The 21,923-nt window shown below is 37.4% G+C and carries 22 protein-coding genes, 2 pseudogenes and 1 riboswitch; of the genes and pseudogenes, 4 read left to right on the top strand and 20 right to left on the bottom strand.

The features are described from left to right. Positions 1-2: 2 nt before the first annotated feature. The 4 genes from argC to C8K15_RS15570 form a co-directional block, all read right to left on the bottom strand. Positions 3-1,040, bottom strand: a complete 1,038-nt coding sequence (gene argC / locus C8K15_RS15585) for an N-acetyl-gamma-glutamyl-phosphate reductase (protein ID WP_108587302.1) — start codon at positions 1,038-1,040, stop codon at positions 3-5. Positions 1,041-1,377: 337 nt separating this feature from the next. Then, positions 1,378-1,665, bottom strand: a complete 288-nt coding sequence (locus C8K15_RS15580; protein ID WP_108587301.1) for a hypothetical protein — start codon at positions 1,663-1,665, stop codon at positions 1,378-1,380. A 151-nt stretch (positions 1,666-1,816) separates the two neighbouring features. Next, positions 1,817-2,980: an MFS transporter gene (locus C8K15_RS15575; protein ID WP_108587300.1), complete on the bottom strand. Its 1,164-nt coding sequence runs from the start codon at positions 2,978-2,980 to the stop codon at positions 1,817-1,819. 98 nt (positions 2,981-3,078) lie between these two features. Next, on the bottom strand, positions 3,079-3,906 hold the full coding sequence (locus C8K15_RS15570; RefSeq protein WP_108587299.1) for a MerR family transcriptional regulator: 828 nt from the start codon (positions 3,904-3,906) through the stop codon (positions 3,079-3,081). 295 nt (positions 3,907-4,201) lie between these two features. Here C8K15_RS15570 and C8K15_RS15565 point away from each other — a divergent pair, with 295 nt between their 5' ends. Continuing rightward, positions 4,202-4,624 (top strand): hypothetical protein, encoded by a 423-nt coding sequence (locus C8K15_RS15565; RefSeq protein WP_108587298.1) that lies wholly within the window; start codon positions 4,202-4,204, stop codon positions 4,622-4,624. Between the two features lie 170 nt (positions 4,625-4,794). Here the strand turns inward: C8K15_RS15565 and C8K15_RS15560 are convergent, their stop codons facing one another. Then, on the bottom strand, positions 4,795-5,253 hold the full coding sequence (locus tag C8K15_RS15560; protein WP_108587297.1) for a putative iron-sulfur cluster-binding metallochaperone: 459 nt from the start codon (positions 5,251-5,253) through the stop codon (positions 4,795-4,797). 314 nt (positions 5,254-5,567) lie between these two features. Between C8K15_RS15560 and C8K15_RS15555 the strand changes: the two genes are divergently transcribed. Both C8K15_RS15555 and C8K15_RS20900 read left to right on the top strand, forming a co-directional pair. After that, positions 5,568-7,025 carry a flavin monoamine oxidase family protein gene (locus C8K15_RS15555; protein ID WP_199224126.1) on the top strand — a complete coding sequence of 486 codons (1,458 nt, stop codon included), beginning with the start codon at positions 5,568-5,570 and terminating at the stop codon, positions 7,023-7,025. A 219-nt stretch (positions 7,026-7,244) separates the two neighbouring features. Further along, a pseudogene (locus C8K15_RS20900) lies at positions 7,245-7,474 on the top strand (histidinol-phosphatase); the annotation flags it as partial. 267 nt (positions 7,475-7,741) lie between these two features. Here the strand turns inward: C8K15_RS20900 and eutH are convergent. The 9 genes and pseudogenes from eutH to C8K15_RS15500 form a co-directional block, all read right to left on the bottom strand. Continuing rightward, complete coding sequence (eutH, locus tag C8K15_RS15545) at positions 7,742-8,830, bottom strand: ethanolamine utilization protein EutH (RefSeq protein WP_369973767.1); 1,089 nt, start codon at positions 8,828-8,830, stop codon at positions 7,742-7,744. 177 nt (positions 8,831-9,007) lie between these two features. Continuing rightward, positions 9,008-9,757, bottom strand: a complete 750-nt coding sequence (locus C8K15_RS15535; RefSeq protein ID WP_108587296.1) for an anti-sigma factor — start codon at positions 9,755-9,757, stop codon at positions 9,008-9,010. Further along, positions 9,747-10,331: an RNA polymerase sigma factor gene (locus tag C8K15_RS15530; RefSeq protein ID WP_108587295.1), complete on the bottom strand. Its 585-nt coding sequence runs from the start codon at positions 10,329-10,331 to the stop codon at positions 9,747-9,749. The genes C8K15_RS15535 and C8K15_RS15530 overlap by 11 nt, the downstream gene beginning before the upstream one ends. A gap of 317 nt (positions 10,332-10,648) precedes the next feature. Continuing rightward, positions 10,649-10,972 (bottom strand): annotated as a pseudogene (locus tag C8K15_RS15525) (COG4315 family predicted lipoprotein); the annotation flags it as partial. After that, positions 10,959-11,099 (bottom strand): hypothetical protein, encoded by a 141-nt coding sequence (locus C8K15_RS15520; RefSeq protein ID WP_369973766.1) that lies wholly within the window; start codon positions 11,097-11,099, stop codon positions 10,959-10,961. The pseudogene C8K15_RS15525 and the gene C8K15_RS15520, both read right to left, overlap by 14 nt. A gap of 353 nt (positions 11,100-11,452) precedes the next feature. After that, entirely contained in the window at positions 11,453-12,172 is a 720-nt protein-coding gene (locus tag C8K15_RS15515) for an ABC transporter ATP-binding protein (RefSeq protein ID WP_233260525.1), read from the bottom strand. Positions 12,173-12,185: 13 nt separating this feature from the next. Continuing rightward, positions 12,186-12,950, bottom strand: coding sequence for an ABC transporter permease (locus tag C8K15_RS15510; RefSeq protein ID WP_199224125.1), 765 nt, complete (start codon positions 12,948-12,950; stop codon positions 12,186-12,188). Then, the gene (locus C8K15_RS15505) at positions 12,947-13,240 is read right to left on the bottom strand and encodes a thiamine-binding protein (protein ID WP_108587291.1); all 294 of its coding nucleotides are present in this window, start codon (positions 13,238-13,240) and stop codon (positions 12,947-12,949) included. The genes C8K15_RS15510 and C8K15_RS15505 overlap by 4 nt, the downstream gene beginning before the upstream one ends. Next, positions 13,241-14,248 (bottom strand): ABC transporter substrate-binding protein, encoded by a 1,008-nt coding sequence (locus C8K15_RS15500; RefSeq protein ID WP_108587290.1) that lies wholly within the window; start codon positions 14,246-14,248, stop codon positions 13,241-13,243. 228 nt (positions 14,249-14,476) lie between these two features. Then, positions 14,477-14,586: riboswitch (TPP riboswitch) on the bottom strand. A gap of 355 nt (positions 14,587-14,941) precedes the next feature. Here C8K15_RS15500 and C8K15_RS21440 point away from each other — a divergent pair. After that, positions 14,942-15,223, top strand: coding sequence for a PAS domain-containing protein (locus C8K15_RS21440; RefSeq protein ID WP_369973768.1), 282 nt, complete (start codon positions 14,942-14,944; stop codon positions 15,221-15,223). Here C8K15_RS21440 and C8K15_RS15490 read toward each other — a convergent pair. The 6 genes from C8K15_RS15490 to C8K15_RS15465 all read right to left on the bottom strand — a co-directional run bounded on the left by C8K15_RS15490 (position 15,145) and on the right by C8K15_RS15465 (position 21,810). Beyond that, complete coding sequence (locus tag C8K15_RS15490) at positions 15,145-16,137, bottom strand: NAD(P)-dependent alcohol dehydrogenase (protein WP_108587288.1); 993 nt, start codon at positions 16,135-16,137, stop codon at positions 15,145-15,147. The genes C8K15_RS21440 and C8K15_RS15490 overlap by 79 nt on opposite strands. Positions 16,138-16,558: 421 nt before the next feature. Further along, positions 16,559-17,425 carry a hypothetical protein gene (locus C8K15_RS15485; protein ID WP_108587287.1) on the bottom strand — a complete coding sequence of 289 codons (867 nt, stop codon included), beginning with the start codon at positions 17,423-17,425 and terminating at the stop codon, positions 16,559-16,561. 169 nt (positions 17,426-17,594) lie between these two features. Next, positions 17,595-17,885, bottom strand: coding sequence for a hypothetical protein (locus C8K15_RS15480; protein ID WP_108587286.1), 291 nt, complete (start codon positions 17,883-17,885; stop codon positions 17,595-17,597). A gap of 79 nt (positions 17,886-17,964) precedes the next feature. Then, a complete protein-coding gene (locus C8K15_RS15475; RefSeq protein WP_108587285.1) occupies positions 17,965-18,330 on the bottom strand; it encodes a YxiJ family protein in 366 nt (121 codons plus the stop codon). Positions 18,331-18,813: 483 nt separating this feature from the next. Beyond that, entirely contained in the window at positions 18,814-19,995 is a 1,182-nt protein-coding gene (locus C8K15_RS15470; RefSeq protein WP_108587284.1) for an NAD(P)-dependent malic enzyme, read from the bottom strand. Between the two features lie 300 nt (positions 19,996-20,295). Then, the gene (locus tag C8K15_RS15465) at positions 20,296-21,810 is read right to left on the bottom strand and encodes a succinyl-CoA:acetate CoA-transferase ScpC (RefSeq protein ID WP_108587283.1); all 1,515 of its coding nucleotides are present in this window, start codon (positions 21,808-21,810) and stop codon (positions 20,296-20,298) included. Positions 21,811-21,923 lie beyond the last annotated feature (113 nt).

Raw genomic sequence — 21,923 nt, 5'->3', positions numbered from 1 at the left:
TCCTATGGATAAAGTGGTGATAATTCTAATCCCGTTGTTTCATTCCACCCCATCATGATATTTACATTTTGCACGGCTTGACCTGCCGCACCTTTCATCACATTGTCAATTACAGAAACGATGATTAATTGATTAGTTCGAACGTCAAGCGCAAATCCAATATCACAGTAATTGGAACCATATACTTCTTTCGTCGATGGGTAACTCCCGTCTGTTCGAATACGCACAAACGGGCTATTTCGATAAAATTCTTTATATAAGGAAACGACCATCTCCATTGTTACCGATTCTGTTAGTTTCATATAAATCGTACACATGATTCCCCGCGTCATTGGCACCAGATGTGTGCTAAATGTCAGTTGAATCGCTTGCTTAGCAATACCAGATAGCACCTGCTCCATTTCCGGAATATGCTGATGTTTGCCTAGCTTATAAGCTTTTACATTTTCATTCGTTTCGGAAAAATGCGTACCAAGTGAGACCCCTCTGCCGGCACCGGACACCCCTGTCTTTCCATCAATGATGATGGAGTCCTCATCAATCCAACCAGTCTTAAGAATTGGAATAATCGCTAATAAGCTTGCCGTCGGAAAACAGCCTGGATTTGCAATCAACTGTGCTCCTTCGATTGCCTTTCCATTGATTTCACTTAACCCATACACTGCTTTGTTCAAATCTTCTTGTGTTGCAGATGCTTGCATATACCATTCTTCATAGACAGTTGGTGAATTCAGCCGGAAATCACCGGACAAATCAATGCACTTGATCCCTTTTTCAAAGAGCTGCGGAATAAATTCCTTACTAACTCCCGATGGCGTGGCGAAAAAAACAGCTTCTGCCCCGTCCATTAAAACTTCCAAATTCATCGAGGTGAGAATAGGCATCTCCACACCGGATAAATGAGGATAAACATCTTCAACCTCTTTTCCTGCATAAGAGTTCGATACAACGGAGTGAATATTTATGTATGGGTGGTTTTTTAAAATTCGTATAAGTTCTAAGCCTCCATACCCAGTAGCGCCTACAATATTGACTTTCAATTAATCATCTCCAATATCCAATTAATTCTAATTTTTATTATTATACATAAATTAGAATTTATATTCAACCTTTTTTGAAAATCAATTCTAATTGAATGCTCATGCAATCACAAAAAAAGGCACCAAACCCTATACTAACCCATACAGTTATCTTGTAAAAAAACAAATTAAACGTACACAAAAACACCCAACCAAGAGGCTGAGTGTTCGCACTAAAAATTATAAGTTTTTTTCAACTAAAGAACTCGTTAAGTTAAATTACGCTCCATACTTGAAGGATGATAATAATTGCAAAAATAAGGAATTGAGGTATTTTAGCTTTAAACATAAAAAAATTTCATATCAGTAATTCGACGTTATTGCGATAAATTTTACGTAACATAAGGATTTGTATAATAAACCAAACTAATAATAAATACATAATATACTCGAAATCCATAGTAATTATTGCTAATACATTCGGAAGAAAAATAATTACACTTATTAGGATAGCCTTCCAAGAATTCTTTACTACTCCAATGATAAAAGTAACGATTGAAGCAGCTAGTAATATCCAAAAGATAAAACCAACATACCAAAAACCAATTACATCCCATAACCAAGATGTTGGTATTGTTTGAACCATCAGTTACCCCTACTTTCTCTACTCTATTTCTATTATAACTAAAATATAATTTTGAATTCTTCAACAATACTGCCGTTATTTCAATAAGAAAAAAGCTTCACTCCGGTTCTTCAACTAAAGCACCCGTTAGTTGAAAAACTACCCAAACGGATTAGTAAGATTTAATTAATTTTTTCCAAAATATCGTCATAACAACCCCTATGACTAAAAAGACGGCTGCAAAATAATAGGGATAGTTGAGGTCAATGTCAAACAAAATCCCACCTAATATTGGTCCAACGATATTTGCGAGACTTGTAAACATAGAATTCATTCCACCTACAAATCCCTGCTCATTTCCTGCAATTTTCGATAAATGCGATGTAACTGCCGGGCGGAAAAGATCAAAACCAACAAATAACATAAATGTCGTAAGAAGAATCGATAAGTAGGAATGAATAACAGTCATTGAAAATACTAATACAGCGGATAAGATTAAACTATAACGAATTAATTTAATTTCTCCCCAAAGATTTGTTAGTTTTTCAAACAGAAGTAGCTGTGCTATAGCACCGACAATGGCTCCTCCCGTAATAATAATGGCAATATCTTTAGGGGTAAAACCGAATTTATGGTCAACAAAGAGGCTAAAAAAAGATTCGAATGCCGCTAAACCAAAAGACGCTATAAAGATTAACAAAAATGGCATTAGGTACATCGGTAATAAAATACTTTTTAAACCAGAATACCGGCTTTCCATTGTGTCAATTTCTTGATGATTTCTCTTTGTTTCTGTTAACACTATACTTGAAAAAATTGCCGCGATAATCCCTAAAACGCCTGCAAAATAAAACGGAACACGTGTACCAATATCAGCTAAAAACCCACCAATACCAGGACCAATAATAAATCCTGTACTAATTGCTGCAGACATATAACCAAGTGCTTTAGAACGGGTTTGTAAAGTTGTAATATCCGCAATAAAAGCAGTTACGGCAGGCATGATAAAAGCAGCACTGATCCCACCAAATATACGAGATATAAATAATACCTCAACGCTTTTTCCTATTGCGAATAGTAGTTCAGAAAAACCAAAAATAAATAAACCCATTACGATCATTATTTTTCTACCGAATTTATCAACGGCCTTGCCTGCAAGAGGAGAAACAATTAGTTGGGCTATTGCAAAAGCTGCAGTTAAATAACCGACAATGGTCCCTGTTAAATTCATTTCATTCATTAAGGTGGGTAAGACAGGAATCACAAGCCCGATACCTAAAAAGGCAATAAACAAATTAAATAAAAGTAAACCAAGTATAACTTTGTAGTTTTGCATCATTGTTAGCTCCTTAATTAAAATCCATGTTACTTATCAGAAGATAAACTATATAGTTACTATATAGTCAAGTGGATTTAAATTAATTGCTCAAATGATTAAAGAGTAGATTTTACTTGGAGCATAATTTTCGTTACATAATCCTTTTCAAATTCTTTCATAAGTGAATCGAATATATATTCTTCTAATGCAAATGCACCCATTGCTAAGTTTAATCGTTTCATTTCATTATTGATCCGTTCGTAAGTTTGATAAATAGTAACTTCAGAACCTACATGATAACCTACTAAAAAAGTACCGGAGAATGCCTGTATTTTATCATCAAAAGGAACATCATGAAATTGCTTAATATAAAGTTGACTATAGTGATTATATTTATTATGCAGCAAGCTATCTTTATTGATTACTACCCCAATTGGATATCCCGTATCTAATTTCTTTTCATTAATTTCTTTAACAAAATGCGAGACTGCTTTTACGAACTCTTCCTCAGTATTATTCCTAATAACATCTCCTAAATAAAGCTTCTCATTTTTTAGTTCCATTAATGTAAGGGAAGAAAAATCAATTGTTTCAGCTTGTTTAGCTAATAAAATTTGTGTATCAATCATTATCTCCATTATTTCTAATTGTTTTTTCTTTTGAGTAATTTTTTCCTTTTGTTGTTGCATAACAGTTAGAAAATATTCAGGAGACTTATTTTTTATAAATTCTTGAATTGCATTCAAGGACATACCTAATTCTTTTAATAATTCAATCACGCTAAAAAGTTCATATTGATGAATTGAATAATAGCGATAGCCATTTTCAGCCTTGATATTTGGAGAAAACAACCCAATTTTGTCGTAATAAATAAGCGTTTGTTTATTTACATTACAAATTTTTGCGAATTCACCAGTAGTAAAATTATTTTTGTTATTTTTCATTTGTATAATTCCCTTAACAGTATAGTTACTATACAGCATATCATGATTACCAGTAGTTTTTCTGGATTAACGATAAGAAAACACCACCATTAATCCCCAAACCTTTATTCATCTAACCTGTCGCGTTATTTAAATAAGAAAAAAGAGCTGACTCGGCATCTCACAAATTTTCAACTCAAGCACCTGTTAGTTCAATAAAATCCATTCATTCTAAGAAATTTTCAATCTAACTCTCCACTCGGGAGTCATTTGAAACATATCTTATTAGAAATGTAGTTCGAAAGGTGACAAAAGTTTGGAAAGTCAATTAAATTCATTTATATACGGATTGCAACCTAGAACCCCCAAACAAGCTGTGGAATTATGGATATTGGGTGTAGAAAATCGAAGTGGTGCTGTTCAATATGCTGTGCTATCACCATCTCTTCAAAAACTTACACAGAAACAGTTCGAAGAAAAAGGTTGGGTGACTGGACAATCAAGTCCGTGGGTTGCTAACGTTCATTTTGTAAAAGTAGATAGAATAAGTGATACAAAGGTACAATATACAATTGCATATGATTTACTAACTTCATATGAATATTTCGGCAGAGGACATAAAATTATTACGGTGGAAATGAATCCAGAGCCCTATAGAACAAACTGGTTTATTACTAAAATAATAACAACTTATTTTCAAAATGAAGGAGTTACTCCCGCCGAAACGGTAAACAAATGAAAGTAAATTAAAAGTATATTATTCGTAATAGAAAGCTATCTTCTACACTGCCAATACAAACACTTTCCTTATTGAACTATCCTGCCCCGTTAGTTCAATAAGAAAAAAGCGTAAGTAGCCCAATCATCTTCAACTAAAGCACCCGTTAGTAAAAAAATATATTGCTTTAGTTAAAGACTTTTTATATATTTCATAACATTCCCCATACAGCAACTTCCTTGAGGATTATTTACCTCACACCCGCATCTGTCTGCTTTTACATTTACTCGAATGTGTTCTAAAGGTTTAGGAGAAAGTTCTTGTTCTTCATATTTCTTAATTTTCTCTTTTGTCCAACTAAAGCAATAGCAAACTGGTACTGTGGAAGAATCATCTTTTTGATGCACAGATACCTTTACTTCTGACTTAAGGTACAATTTCTTCTCTGTATCAAAATAGACAACATCACAATCTTTCGTTGAACAAAAGTAATGGGTCAGACTCGGATTCAAAGAATCTAAAACTGGTGGTTTAAGCATTGATTTCAACGTAATAATTTTCAACTTTTTCCCTTTGGTATTACAAGATGGACAAAACTCAGTATCATTACTTTCAGTAATTTGTTCTTTTGAAGCACAACAATCAGTCATTTCTACACCTTCCCTTTTAGCTCTCTAATATTAAAATTATCACATCTATACTTCAACTAACCTGTCCCGTTAGTTTAATAAGAAACATTCGCATTTCGAAGGTGTTTTTTACTTACAATAACTCTGGTTATCATGTTCAACAAGATCTTCCTCATTATCCATTTGGTTATAAGGGACCAAACCGATGAATTCATGACTTTACCTGCCTCCTTGTATTATCTTACACACAGGATAAGCCTAGTGTGAATAGGATGATAGTAAGTCTCGTAAAGGATGGCTTACAATACAAACAAAGGAGAAAGAGTCTGACTAACATGTTTCCTTCTGTATCACCCGATCAAATGATTTCGACGATTCAACATGGACTAAATAAAGCGTATACTCCCAAAAAGATCATCATTGTCGGCGCAGGTATATCTGGACTGGTTGCTGCCTCTTTGTTAAAAGAAGCCGGACACAATGTTACCATCCTTGAAGCTTCTAAAAGAGTAGGAGGACGTATCTATACGAAACGATCCCCGTTTATCAATGGACAGTATATGGAAGCAGGGGCGATGCGTATTCCAAGCCTTCATTATTTAACTTTGGAGTACATTAAAAAGTTCCGCTTACCAGTAAATTCATTTATTAACAGTACGCCTAACGACCTGATTTATGTGAATGGGATCAAAACACGCCAATATCTGTATAAACAGAACCCTGATATCCTTGACTACCCAGTTGCTCCTCACGAAAAGGGAAAAACAGCTGTGGAGTTGGTTCAATCAGTACTCCAACCGGTTATAGACTTTATCAATCTAAATCCGTTGGAAAATTGGAGTTGGGTAATAAAGGAGTATGATAAATACTCGATGGATGGGTTTTTAAGATATAACCCAAATGGGGTGACTTTATCTCCAGGTGCAATTGAAATGATTAAGGTACTACTTGCAATCGAGGGCTTGTCTGAACTCGCTTTCCTGGATTTATTACGTGAATTTATGATTCTTTTAAACCCTAATACTAGTTTCTATGAGATTATCGGAGGAAATGACCAACTTCCAAAAGCCTTTCTCCCACAATTAAAAGAAAATATTTTATATGGGCAACAGATGACCAAAATTGTTCAGCATAATAACCAAGTTACACTTCATTCTAAGAACACAGAGTCGTTAAAACAAATCGAAACGACATGTGACATTTGCATCTTGACCATTCCTTTCTCGATCCTGCAATTCGTTGAAGTTGAACCCCATGATTCTTTTTCCCATAACAAGTGGAAAGCGATTCGAGAACTTCATTATGTGACTTCTACAAAGATTGGCCTTCAGTTTAAAAGTAGATTTTGGGAGGATGAAGGGATACAAGGTGGTCAAACGGTGTCTGATTTACCCATCCGATTTAGTTATTATCCCAGCCATGGAATTGGAAAGAACGAGTCTGGCGTAATTTTAGCTAGCTATACTTGGGAGGATGATGCCATTCCATGGGACAGCTTGAGTGAAGAAAATCGGATTCAACTAGCCTTAAAGAACTTGGCTATCATCCATGGAGAACAAGTATATGATAAATTTATTACAGGAGCTTCTTATAGTTGGGCTCTAAATCCATTTTCAGGTGGAGCTTTCGCGATGTTCAAACCAGAACAAGAAACAGAACTTTTTCCTTACCTTGCCACTCCCGAAGGAAAGGTCCACTTTGCCGGGGCACAAACAGCACTGCCACACGGTTGGATACAAGGTGCAATTGAGTCTGGAATACGTGTAGCACATGAAGTCAATGGCTTGCCTTGAAAAAATATTTACTTTGGGTCTGAAAAGTAGTTCAAATTCTTCTATCTAATTAATTTCCTTTTTCATCTAAATGATCAAACTTTTTTATAAAATTTTAATTCTAATGTGAAAGAGAAGAATCCATTTTGATCAGACTTTTTTCAAAATGGATTCTTTTTATTAGCCATAAAATGCGACTTCGCCAAATATTTTTGATCAAACTTTATTTCAAAGCTACACATAGAAATTAATACTTCTGGTAAAACGAAAGATGTAGGGGGCTGGTATCCTTCAGATGACATTTTGGAATTAGCATTGCACCATGGAGTAAAAGTACCTTTGGTTCGGATACACATGTTCCGGATCGAGTGGGGGATGAGTTTGAACTAGTTCAAACACACCTTGTGGAAATTGGCTATAAAGAATGGGTTTATTTTAAAGAAAAGAAGAGAATTCCGGTCAGTTTATAGAAAAATTTCATATATTTGGACCTAACATCACTCTGCTAGGTCCTTAAAGTTTGCAATCAAAAAATATGAGTCTTTAATTCAACGCCAATATTTCCTTTAGTTGCTTTCGAAAATGGACAAACTAGATGTTTTTTTCAACTATTGCTTCGGCTTCTTTAAGTTTAATACCATAAATAGCAACTGAAACTACTTACGCTAACTTGAATCCTCTATAAACGTAAATCCATGATTATTTTATGCTTATAAGCTATTAAAGATTATTCCTAATTAAGTTCTCTTTGTCGCGATCAAGGCTACTGCTGCAGCTAAAAATCCTGCTGTAAGTTTACCGACAACTAATGGAATAACAAAGCTCTTCTCTAAGCCGGCTACAAAGCCTAAGTGACTACCAAATACAAATGCACCACTAACGGCAAACGCAGTATTCACGACTTTACCACGGTTATCCATGTCGTGCAATGTAGCAAACATAGGAATGTGATGAGCGAAGGATGCGATAAAACCACCTAATGCTTGTTGATTCATACCTGTCTTATTTCCGAGTAGTACAAAAGGCTTCTTTAATACTTTTACTAACACAAATACAAACGGAAACGCACCGGCAAGCATGATGGTTATTTTTCCAACTGTTACAAAGCCTTCTGAAAGCGGCATCATACCAGGAATAAGAACTATACCTGTTAAAGTTTCAATGATAATCGAGACAAGACCAATGATAATAACTATTTCAATCCCTTTACCAAACCATTTAAAACCACGAATCATCACGGATTGAGCGGATAACATCCCAATGCCGATCAAGACAGAAATGAGGATAGAAGGAAGCAGATTTTTCAACATCCATATCAAGTCAAATCCTGCTACGAATCCCCCCGCTAAACATCCAAATGGAATAGTCATGAGCCCAATTAAAATTCCTTTAGCAAAAAAGGGATGATCATTTTTATGAACGATGCTTAAAGCAACCGGAATGGTAAAAACAATAGTCGGCCCCATCATCGTTCCTAAAAACACCCAAGAAAATAAAGCAGCATCACTCGATTGAGCCATTTCATTTGCTAAAGAGTATCCACCCATATCAAGAGCTAAAAACGTGGATGAAAACATCGATGGATCTGCTCCAAGAAATTGGTAGACAGGGGATACAATCGGTGTTAACCATTTTGCCAATACAGGCGATAGTGAGATCATTCCAACCATTGAAAGGGCTAGTGCTCCCATGGAATGGAAGGCTTCCTTAAATTTTTGTCCGACTCCATACCTATTACCCAACAGATAATCTATTGCTCCTAGAACCATAAATCCTGTCATGATAAATATGATGATTTCATTCATATCGAATACGACCTCATTCAAAAGAAAGGTCATCTTTATAAAAATTCCTTGGATGACCTGTTCAATATTTTTTATAAGATAATTAATTGCTTAGGAGAATGGGTAATGATTTCATAACCATTCTCTGTTACTACAATATCATCTTCAATCCGGCAGCCACCCCATCGGGCCAAAAGTATTACTTGTTATAGTAAACCCCTAGGTGGTTCCCATCACTTTATGCCCCTGAGGCTGAGTGTTATTTGGATTCGGTTCGAGTGTAATCCCAATATCATCAAACGAGTGATTTTTTGGAAGGCGGTAGGTGATCAGGCCGTTACCGTTTTCATCAGGCTTTAAAGTACCAGCGTTTTGACGATTACCGTTTTTCAACAGCCACACTTGGTATACTTCATCATCTTTTGTTCCTGGCATATTGTTTAACTCAATGACAAGGCTGTTGTCGCGCCCATCTTGAAGAAGGTAGGCGATTCCGTTTGCCGAAGTGGCTAAATCCTGTCCTTTTAAATTAAACGTCCTAACAATTTGAGTAGGGGAAACAGATTGGTTTTCTAATGCTATAATGGTATCTTTCAATTGGAGGTTACTCCACAATAATCCGATTAAGCCCATTATTAAAACGGCCGTAATACCTGCAGATAATGGTGAGAATTGCTTAGTTAAGAGTAATTTAAATCGTTCAAGAAAGCTATGTTTTTTATCTTTTACTTCGTTTGTTTTTAATGAATTTTCTTCTTCAAAAATAAAGTTCATGACTTCTGCTTTTAGTGATTCTGGAACATCCGTTTCTTCAATATCATATGAAAGCACCTGCCACGCTTCCTGTAAGGAGTCTATTTCATTTTGACAGGGGATACATGTTTTTAGATGGCGTTCAAATTGTTCTTTTTCATGTTCAGATAGCTCGTCGATAATATATAAAGACAGGTTTTCGCATTTATTTTCCATGCCGAACCCCTCCTGTTTCTTCACTGAAATAATTTCGCAGTTTTTTTAAGGTTTGATGCAGCCGGCTTTTAATCGTACCGAGCGGCTTTTTTTCAAGCTCTGCAATTTCGCTTAAGGAGTAGCCTTCCCAGTATAATAAATTGATAAGGCGCCGCTGTGGCTCAGAGAGATGCTGTTTTGCTTCTTGAATTTGGTGCTTCAATAAATTTCTTGAAACTTGCTGTGGTACATCTTCTGTTTGCTGATCAGGTATTTGTCGCCATTCATTAAGCTCTAACTGAATTGCACCCGTATGTTTTTGTTCTTTACGAATGAGATCGATAGCAATGTTTCTGGTAATGGTGAGAAGCCAGTTCGCAAATTTTCCTTGTGCCGAGCTGTATGTTCTTTTTGTTGTCCAAAGCCGGAGAAAGACTTGCTGCACAATTTCTTTTGTTTTCTCTCCGTCACCTTTTGTCATTTTTAAAGAGAAGCTGTAGACGAGCTTTACATAGCGATCATACAATTCTTCAAGTGCCGGGCGATGGTTTTGGACAATTAATTCGATCAGTTCTTCGTCCGTCTTAGATTTCACTACAAATTCTCTCCCTTATTGTGCGTGTTCAAAAAGGAGGATAAAAAGAGCCGAGAAGTTCGAGGAACGATAGACTCGAGGACCTGAGAGGCAGAGTGACGAAGTCCGACTAAGAACCGCCAAGTCCTGTGGCGAACGTCGGATCAGCACTTCCTGTGCAAATAAATTCGACAGCTATTTTTCCTGGACTTTTTGAACATCCTCTTATTAAACCGTTTTTTATTAGTATAAATCATAAACTAGGTTGTGGTAAAAATATTAGTGGGGAGAGAAAAAAAGAACTGCCGAGCGTAAGGCAGTTCCTTCAGTAGCATGCATTATTGTGCAAATGTTGTTTCACTGTTGACAATAAACCAAACGTCTTTGACGCCTTGTCCGTTTACATCACCAGATGCTTCGTCTTTTACAAAGTAGTAAAGCGGGTAGCCTTTATAAGTCGTTTGCTTTTCGCCAGTGTCTTCGCGCGTAATCGTACCGAAGTCGTCTTTGATAAATCCTTCAGGAGCTTCAAGGTTTTCTGCATAGAAGGCAGGCCAGTTTTCAAGACATTCGCCGCTGCAGTTTGTTGTATTTGGCTCATCTTTTGTAAAGTAGTAAAGTGCCATACCTTCAGAATCTGCGAGATATTTACCTGCCCTTTTTTTCTAAGTTTCCAATTACAGCAATGGCTTCTTCCATCACATCTAACCCAAGGTCAGCTGCCGCGCAACTTGCATAATAACTTCGCATATCCAGACACGCAATGGTCCGATTCGGTACTGTTTTCATAAATAATCCCCCTCACAACAAGAACGTTTGTTCTTATCGTGAGGGGGATTCAATTATTTGTCTAGTTCGAATGTCTGTTTTTTATCGGTAAATCATGGAGATAGGTCTCGATTTCTTCTTTAAGCCAGTAAGGTTTCCCTCCAATTAACGCCGTTTCTGTTAGGAGTTTCCCTCTCTTACGTAGCATGTGAATCTTTTGGTATCCATGTTACCACCATGTCCATTCATCAAATCCCCAAAGTCTTTTTGACTTAATAAGTCATTTGGATTCATTATGATCAATTGTTTGGGTGATTTCGCAAGGTAGGAATCGGTGTAAAAATAGATGAGCAATCGATTTTTACAACTAAATTTTAAGTACCCCGTAATTCATTGTAGATGTTTCTCTTCCATTGCAAAAATTCATCACTTAAGATAATTGACTCCTGTCTAGGTCTTGGAAAAGGAATGCTAAACTCTTTTTTAATTTTTGCAGGCTTTCCAGATAAGACGATGATTCGATCGGATAGATACAAGGCTTCCTCGATATGATGTGTCACCATCAAAATGGAGCGCTTGTTTTCTTCCCAGATGGAAAGTAACCAATTTTGCATTTCCATTCGCGTAAATTCATCAAGCGAAGAGAAGGGTTCATCTAAACAAATAAGTGATTGTGGACTCATGAGACTCCTGATAAAAGACACTCTCTGTTGCATCCCACCTGATAATTCAGAGGGATACGCTTGTTCATATCCCTTTAGACCGGCTCTTTCAATCATTCGAAGGGCTTCTAATTCATATTTTTCTCCATTAATTTCTCCACTAAGCAGAATATTGTCAAGGACTGTCCGCCATGGCAATAAGGATGGAGATTGAGGCGTATAACTGATGGCACCTCTTTGTCCATTCATTCGTTCCCCGTCCATTCGGATATCTCCGGAGTCTGGGGTATAGAGACCGCCAATCAAGTGAAATAACGTGCTCTTTCCACTTCCTGAAGGACCTACAATTGTAACAAATTCGCCCTCATTTACATGAAAAGATAACTCTTCTAGTACCTTATTTCCCTCAAATGATTTCGTTATATTTTCCACACTGAGCTTAGTCTTAATTTTTTCCCTCTCCTTTAGGTTTCCATTTCACGATGATTTTCTCCAATGAAGAAATTAAAGCGAAGAATATTAAGCTTAAAATCATAATGAGAAAGATTGCTACAAAGACACGATCTGTCCGAAATGAAGATGACGCAAGAGTCATAAATACTCCAATTCCTTCTTTGGCACCCAGCCATTCAGAGATAACAGCGCCCATCACGCTGTAGGTAGCAGCTATTTTCAGTCCTGAAAATAATGAAGGTAATGCATATGGCCACTCTACTTTCCAAAAAATCTGCTTCTTCGATGCACCAGCCATTTTCATATAATGCGTAAGCTCAGCAGTCGTATGTCGAAATCCATCCAAAGCAGCAACAGTTATTGGGAAAAAACAAACTAATGTGATGACAATGATTTTGGGTAGCATTCCAAATCCAAACCATATTACCAACAACGGAGCCAACACAATGATAGGAATGTTTTGTGTCAAAATAATAATTGGATAAAATGCCTCTCTAAGCTTTGGTAAACTGTGTAAAGTGACAGCTATGATAATGCCAACTCCACTACCTATCAAAAGCCCCATAAAGGACAACTTAACCGTTGATACTAAATGACTCCTGTAATTTCCCCAGCCTGTTATTCCTTCTAACCATATTTCAGATGGTGCTGGCAGTAGCCACTTCGGTATTTCGAATAACCAACAGGATAGTTGCCATATGGCAACTAAAAGGATGAGGACCAATAATGGTCTCCACCCTCTATGGAAAACTTTCATGATCGGTATTTCTCTGTCAATTTATCCATCGAAACACCGCTTGGCTGATAAAGGATTTTTACTTGGGAAATGACATTTACACAGCCAGCCTCCATCATTCGCTCATTCATTTTCTCGATAACAGAGAAAATTTCTGTCAAATTCCCTTCCAATGTGGTTTCAAGTGGATGGACCTCATAACGTATTCCTGAATCCTTTATGACGGCAATCGCTTGATCAACATATGGAATTGAATCTTCACCATTTTTTGTTTTCGGTATGATCTGAATGCTAACTAAAGAGTTATTCATCTATTCATTCTCCTTTTTAGGTAAAAATTCATTCGTAAAGGCTTTCTCTACGTCTAGTTTGCCTTCTAATAATCCATTATCATACATCCATTGTGCGTAGTTTTCCCAAACCTTTTTATCTTGTATTCCCCATTGTGATGCATCATCTTGATACTTTGGAGACAACCATTTTTGACTTGCTTTAACCAACTCTGGATCTAACTCTGGTACTGCCTTTATTAAAACTCCCGCCGCTTCTTCTGGATGATCCATTGTGTATTCATAACCTTGGGATGTTGCTTTTACAAAAGCACGAACGGTATCGGGATCTTCTGCTATCAACGTCTCATTAGTTATCAGAACAGGCGTATAGTAATCTAGCTTATCTGAGTAATTGGTCAGATATTGCATATTCAATTTCTCTCCACGAAGTTCAGCTTCAATACCTGTCCAAGCGTAATAGATCCATGCAAAGTCTACATCTCTTTTTACGGCTGTAAAGAAGTCTGTATCGCCCATATTTACCATATCAACTTTCTCCACATCTGCACCCTGTTGTTTCATTAAAGAAGAAATCACTGCTTTTTCAACTGGAGCACCCCAGCCTCCATAGGCTTTACCTTCATAATCTTTTGGTGAAGTAATCTCTTTTTCAGCTGGAGACGCAAAACCAGATGTATTATGTTGAATTACGGCAGCAATCGAAACTATTGGTACATCTTGTACACGTGCTTCTGTTAAGGATTCCTGATAACTAACTCCGAATTCAGCCTTTCCCGAAGCCACAAGTTGATTAGCACCGGCTTCACCTGGCATGATAATTTCTACATCAAGACCCTGTTCCTTAAAATAGCCTTTGTCTCTTGCTACATATAAGCCTGTATGATTCGTATTCGGTGTCCAATCCAATACCACTGTTACTTTCTTCAACTTTCCGCTCGAATCATTGGTTCCAGAGCTAGCGTTGTCACCATTGCCGCAAGCGGTTAACATCATAATAATTAGTAATAATCCTAACCATTTTTTCATCATTTTCTCTCCCTTTTCCAAATCTGTTGAGAGCATTAAACGACGGTACGGAACGAAAGGAGGAAACATATTCTTAAGTAAAGCCAAATTCTTTCTCAGAAACGCAGAATCACACCAAAATCTAACTAACCAGGTGCTAAGAGGCATATCGACTAATAACTTAAACATTTTTTATTTAAATGAAAAAGCGCCCTAGGTAGGTACCTAGGACGCATATCAACACAAATAAAAATGTTTAAATATGTTCCCTACGCTGGTGTTATCCAGATCAGGTTCCAAGGGTGTGTATCTTAAGGATACGGTCTCAACCAGCAACACTGGCCCCCCCACATGTTTCAATTATGAAATTCGTTTAATGCATTATCATTATTAACATTGACACAGAATTGCATAAGTTTCAAGAGAAAAACAGAAATATAGAATTAAGAGCAAATTAATGTGCCTCATTACACATGTCTAAAGCACCTACCCACCATGCATCAAGGGAGGTATCATCATGATTAACTGGAAACTCACATCAATCTTATTGTCCATCCTGCTCGGCATAACTATCTAAACAGGAAGCTGAAGCTACATGAACTATACCCCCGAATCTCGGACACTCATAAAAAGGGGCCAAAGGATGTATGGAATGTGACCTCATTTGTTCCTTTACAAGCTAGTAATTACCTAGATACACTTGAAAATCTATCCATGAAACCTATGATACGAATCAGCCCGACTCTTAAATTATTGCTTTGGCGGGCAAGTGAACGGCATCTCGGTGGTCTGCTTACAGATTTGGCTTTAGAAGTACTACAAAGCAAAAGCTATTTAACGGAAGCTCCTATTACCAACTATAAATCCACGCTTCAGGACGGTAGAATATGTCGATCGTCGAGTTATTTGTGCTTCAGTTATTTGGATTTGTTGTTATATGTTCCCACAGTTATGACGACATTTCCCTTTTTGTGTCCTTTCTCGACATATCTATGAGCCTCAACTATCTCTTCAAACTCATAGTACCTATCAATGACCACTTTTAACTTCCCCATTTCAACAAGTTCTTTAAGGAAGTTTAGTGCTTCTGAAGTTTCAGGTGAATTTCGACTCAATAATAATTTCTTGCTGCTTGTCAATTTAGTCCATAACATTCGGACACCTGGTAACGGTACAGTGACATTTATATAGGTTCCGTTATTCTTTAGCGATTTCATACAAGCTGAAAACGAACTCTTGTCTACCGCTTCAAAGATAACATCATAAGTCTCGCCTTTACTAGAAAAATCTTCTGCAGTGTAATCAATTACCTGATCGGCTCCCAGAGATTTTACCAATTCTACATTCGTGGTACTGCATACTCCTGTAACGTTTGCTCCGAAGAACTTTGCAATCTGTACTGCATAAGTTCCTACACTTCCTGAAGCTCCATAAACAAGGACCTTTTGGCCACTCTGAATATTAGCTTTTCTAAGAAAATACAATGCTGTTCGTGCGCCTATGGGAATGGCTGCGGCTTCCTCATAAGTGATGTTGGAGGGTTTAAGAGTGACTGGGCCATCTTCTGGAAGACACTTATACTCGGCATAGGCACCAAAACTGGTCAGTGAAGCCGCAAAAACCTGGTCACCTTCCTTAAACCTTTTGACATCTTTCCCAACTGACTCAACTTCTACAGCTAACTCCATCCCCAATATCTCTTTTTTGGGTTGTCTGAAACCAAGTGTTATTCGGGCAGGCAGCCAAAAAGCGGGAGGAACTGTAAAACTCCGTGACCGAATATCTGCTACTGTTACGGTTGTCGCTTTTACTTTTACCAGTATTTCATTTTCCTTAGGAGTAGGCTTTTCTACTTCTTTCAATTGAAGTACGTCGGGGGGACCGTACTTTGTGTACACAATTGCTTTCATGTATCCTCCTCCAATTCGTTATATTCATTAATATCATACGAATAACACGAATAAATAGAACAATGGTTCACTCTTCAATAACTGTTATTAAACTATCCTGTTGCTTCGTTAGTTGAACAAGAAACTAGATGGTCCGTTCATAAAACCTCGATTCAATTACTCAAATGGATTGTAAATTCCATGCCTGACAGGTTGACATAACACTACGATTAGAAAGTATTCGACTACATTACTTAATGTGAAAAGCTGCCCTGTATAGGCAGCCGATTCTCCCATATATAAAATTGTTTGTGTGAAGTAATCTTTCTGAATAACATAGGTAATCTTTATTTTTTTTGTCTGTGCAGCCTTGATTGCATAAACAAAGAGAGGCTTAGCTGCAATGTCGCGTTAGTTAAATAAGGAGGAAGCCCTCCTAATTTTAAAACGATTGTGCCTTCGTTTTAAATTCCTCGTAACTCCGTTTAAATTCTTCTTCAGTTACAGCATGAAACGGTAGTTTTTGATTAGCCGTCCAAAACGTCAGATCAAAACCAGTGGCAGCCTCATAAAAATTTCCTGTCAACCTGGTTTCTTTTCCGTCTACGATGGTGAAGAAACGCACCATTTGTCCGTCTGTTATTCCGTTCAAAACATATCTGGTTTCTTCGTACGGGTTGTTTTTATTCCCCGTGTCATTCATCAAAAGAAGAGAACCTGTCAATTCGCCTTGGAGTAGGGCTTCATCGATTTTCAGGAACAGCTGGAACGATCCGTTCTCCGTGGAGTAAAGATATCCATAAACACTATCAAGCTCGGAGAAAAATTTTTTTATACGGTTTTTTTCTTTTTCTTCCGAATGATAGAATTGTATAGATTTTACATATTCATCGAGTTCTTCCTGGTCAACAGGATTGTATAATTTGTTGTCTTTTTCCCCTTGCTTTTGTACTAAAAGATGTGGCCCAGAAAACCAAGCGTCAAAACTCATGATTTCCCCGCCATTATTCACCTTAAATTCATACCCTTTTTCAGTTGTTTCTCCAGTCAGGGGGAATTTTTTTTCTTCCATAAACGGTGCTTTCCCGATTTCTTCTATGAATTTCTGTTGATGAAGTTTACCTTCCACTTTCCCTTTTCGACTCGTTAGTTCGAACCAATAAAGTATACCGTTATCACTGTACACAAATGCGTCAGATTTGTTTAGCGGGTCCTTTCGGTCTTTCACCTCGGATGTTGCCCACCAAAATGCTACACCAATCAGCAACCCAATTACCGCCGCCACTCCCCAATATTTTAATTTCTTCATTTTGTTTCCCCTCCTATGATTAACATAAGCCTGAAAATATTAATGTGGTGAGAACTGTGCAACGGCCATAAGATATACCCCTTCGAGCCGAACATGGGATGGAGGGATTCGAGTGATTTTTTTCTTTCTCTGAAACTGAACTGACCTGCCCTGTTATTTGTATTAAAGCTTATTCGACGTTCCTAGTAATATACATGATATGTTCTGCTAAACTCAGCATATCTTCGCGTTCACATACTTGCCCTGCCAAGTCCAGCCATGCAGCTACCATTTCAGGTGACTGGCTAAGAAGTTCTGCCTCACGGAGATATAAAAAACTTTCGCAACTAATCAAATGTAGCTTTTCAAGATTAAATTGTTCGAAAAATGGAAGGACATCTTTAGGGCGGATAAAGAAATTATCTGTAAATCCCCGTCCCACAAAATTCTCATCATCTAGATAGTTGTGATTTTCGCTCATTGTCCAAAATCAATCTGGATTTCGTATTAAATAATCCCAAACGAATGAATAGGATGAAACGAATGCCACAAAAATAGTACTATTGGGGCGAATGTATTACTTTGACCAATAATACTCTAGCCCTTTCAAAGTTTTTCAATTCATTATAAAAGTGCGGATACTTACTAATCGAATGTTCTATAAATTGATATTGGGGATACTCGGTAAAAAAATCCTTATTTAAGAATCTGCGTTGATAGTTAGGGATTTTTTTATCAGCAATTACATATAAACAACTACCTGCTATTAGGTCACAAAATTCATTGAAATCACCTATAAAACAATCTATTTCCTCTTCTCTCTCTTGAAAATCTTTCTCCATTTTCACAATATCATCTGAAGGGAAACTTGCAGATAAATCTTTTTCATAAAGCAATTTCAATTCTTTTATAGGATCTTTTGTCAACTTTGATTCCCCCAAGGTTTGCTTTGAATAGCAGTCAACAATATCCATTAGTTAAAGATTATTTCCAATTATGTAGAGATAAAGAGCAAAAAGATAAATAGCTATATGGAGAATTGAATATATTCTTCCTATGAAAATATAACAGCCTTTATCTTCACGCAAAAAAATCAGATATCCAATACATAATATTGTCACTATGATGTACACAGGTGAAACTGCAAGCTGGGAAAAGTGCATATTAAATCTCCTAATATAAAATTATTGTTCTTCATACGATTAAGCATAGACTAAGTGCTTATTAAATTTATTATCTTTTTTATTAGTTAATTACTATCTCTTCTTCAACTAACAGTTGGTAGTACCTAGAAACGATTCGGAAGTATTTCTTCATAACTAAATAAGAAAAGCTGCCCTGTAAAGGCAGCCAAAATGATTATTACTAATCTCACAGTATTCTACATGCATCTAGAACATTTTTTGTATTTACTTAACTAACGCTACACCAGTCTCAACAGCTGCTTTACTAACTGCTTCTGCGACAGCTTTTGCAACGTTCTTATCGAAAGCATTCGGAATAATATAATCTTCCGTTAGATCAGCTGTATCTATTAAAGATGCGATGGCGTAGGTGGCAGCCAACTTCATGGTTTCATTAATGTCAGTGGCACGGACGTCGAGTGCGCCTCGGAAGATTCCCGGGAATACCAACACATTGTTTACTTGGTTTGGAAAATCCGAACGGCCTGTAGCAATTATTCGCACACCGAATTCTTTTGCTATATCTGGCATAATTTCAGGTGTAGGATTTGCCATTGCGAATACGATTGGATCTTCATTCATGCAGCTAATCATTTCTCTCGTAAGTATGTTCCCGACTGAAACACCAATAAAGACGTCAGCGCCAGACATAGCATCTAACAAAGAACCTTGAGTATGAGTTAAATTCGTTACTTCAGCAATTGCATCTTTCGCCGGATTCATGCCTTCAGGACGTCCTTTGTAAATAATCCCTTTTGAATCACATAAAACAATATGTTTAAAACCAATTTTAATCAATAGATTTACAATCGAAATACCCGCTGCTCCAGCTCCATTAACAACTAGTTTAATTTCATTCATTTTCTTATTCACAACTTTCAGCGCGTTGAGTAAACCTGCGCCTACTACGATTGCGGTTCCATGTTGATCATCATGGAACACAGGGATATTGCATTCCTCTCGCAAACGTTTTTCGATTTCAAAACATCTAGGTGCAGAAATATCCTCCAAATTAATGCCGCCAAAAGTTGGGCTAATCATTTTTACAATATGAATGATTTCATCGACATCTTGCGTATCAAGACAAATAGGAAACGCGTCAATATCAGCAAACTTTTTTAGTAGCAATGCCTTTCCTTCCATTACAGGAAGAGCTGCTTGAGGGCCGATATTTCCCAATCCTAATACAGCTGAACCATCCGTAACGACAGCGACAAGATTCCCTTTAATTGTATAGTCATGAACTGATGAAGGTTCTTTTACAATCTCGAGACAAGGTTCTGCAACACCTGGAGAATAAGCTAAACTTAAATCTTCGTTATTATTCAAAGGCACCTTCGAGACGGTTTCCATCTTCCCTTTATGTAGTTGATGCAATTCTAATGCTCGACTAATCGTTTTCTCCATTAAAGAATCCCCATCCTTCCCTTAATAAAATTTAAGTATTCTAATTATTACCACAACTGCATAGAACACTCAACACTTTTTTAACTTCAAAAAAAGCCAGTAGACTATAAAAGCCACTGGATTTCCAAATACTACAATATAAATCACTATATCGTACTATTTTAGGGATTTTCATATTTTAATACCGAATTAGACATTCATTAAAATACCCACAGCCAATCAAAGAGTGGATGGGGGGATTTTATTAATTTGCTTCAATGTAATAAAATCAATCTATTCTGCAACTATCAATAAATAAACTTACACCAACTGGCTAACTTCCTGCAGCATCGTCCCATGTTCCTTAAGGTTCGTATGCCAAGAGAAAGCTTTCTCAAGCACGTGTGGTGTCTGACCGCCACGTGACAATGCTTCCGTGTTATATTCCCATAACTGTGCTCGATAAGTTGGATGAACACAGTTTTCAATAATTAACGGTACTCGTTCACGTGGAGCTAAGCCGCGAAGATCAGCGTAACCTTGCTCGGTTACAACGATGTCCACATCGTGTTCTGTATGGTCAACATGTGATGCAAACGGTACAATACTTGAAATCTTACCACCTTTTGCAATGGACTTCGTGACGAAAATCGCAAGACGTGCGTTCCGAGCAAAATCACCAGAGCCACCGATTCCGTTCATCATTTTCGTACCTGATACATGCGTCGAGTTAACATTTCCATAAATATCGAACTCAAGTGCAGTATTAATCGAGATGAGTCCAAGACGACGTATGATTTCCGGGTGATTCGATATTTCCTGTGGACGCATGATGAGTTTATCACGGTACTTCTCGAAGTTGCCAAACACCTGGTGCATCTTGTCCTCTGATAACGTAATTGAACAGCAAGAAGCCGAATTCACTTTTCCAGCATCAATCAAGTCGAATACCGAATCCTGTAACACTTCCGAGTAAACGTCGAGATTCGTGAATTCCGAATCAATCATCCCATGTAGCACTGCATTTGCCACCGATCCAATGCCTGATTGTAGTGGTGCGAGTTTATCAGTCAGTCTCCCTTGACGGATTTCTACACGAAGAAAATCTAATAAATGGTCAGCCATTTGCTTTGTTTCAGCGTCTGGAGCCACGATTGTAGATGGTGAGTCCATCTGATTTGTGAACACGATGCCTTTAACTTTTGCAGGATCAATCTTAATGCCCGTTGTTCCAATCCGATCGTTCGGATTCATTAGTGGTATCGGTTTGCGTACACCTTGCTTGCCCGTGTCATAAATATCATGCAGCCCTTCAAGCATTTCTGGCTGCGCCATGTTAATTTCCACAATGATGTGCTTTGCATGTTCCGCAAATATTGATGAATTTCCAACCGATGTCGTTGGGATAATAAAGCCATCTTTAGATATTGAAACCGCTTCCAAAATAGCAAAGTCAATTGGTCCAATGACTTCAGTACGAATAAGTTCCGCTGTATGAGACAAATGTTGGTCTACAAACATCATATCCCCATCATTTATTTTCCCACGCATAACTGGATCTGCTTGAAATGGCAGTCGTTTTCCGACGATACCCGCTTCAGCAAAGGCCTTGTCGATATCTGACCCAAGAGATGCTCCCGTAAATATATTCACTTTAAATGTTTCAGTTTCGGCACGCTTAATTAGCGCAAATGGAACCGCTTTCGCATCACCTGCACGTGTAAACCCACTTAAGCCAAGCGTCATACCGTCAGTGATCCACGACGCAGCTTCTTCTGGCGTAACAACGCGTTCTTTTAATTCCGGATGTTTGATTCGTTTCAATTTTGTTTCCATATTCTCAACCTCTATCTTATGACTATTTTAATAATTCTAACAAACAAACTCATGATCTAGAGATTTAGGGAAAGAAACAGGGATTTACCCGCTGAAACAGGTAAACCCCTAAC

This window comes from Paenisporosarcina sp. OV554, from assembly GCF_003058165.1.
Classification (GTDB): domain Bacteria; phylum Bacillota; class Bacilli; order Bacillales_A; family Planococcaceae; genus Paenisporosarcina.
The sequence above is the reverse complement of the archived record's forward strand: the minus strand, read 5'-3'. Positions and strand labels throughout refer to the sequence as shown.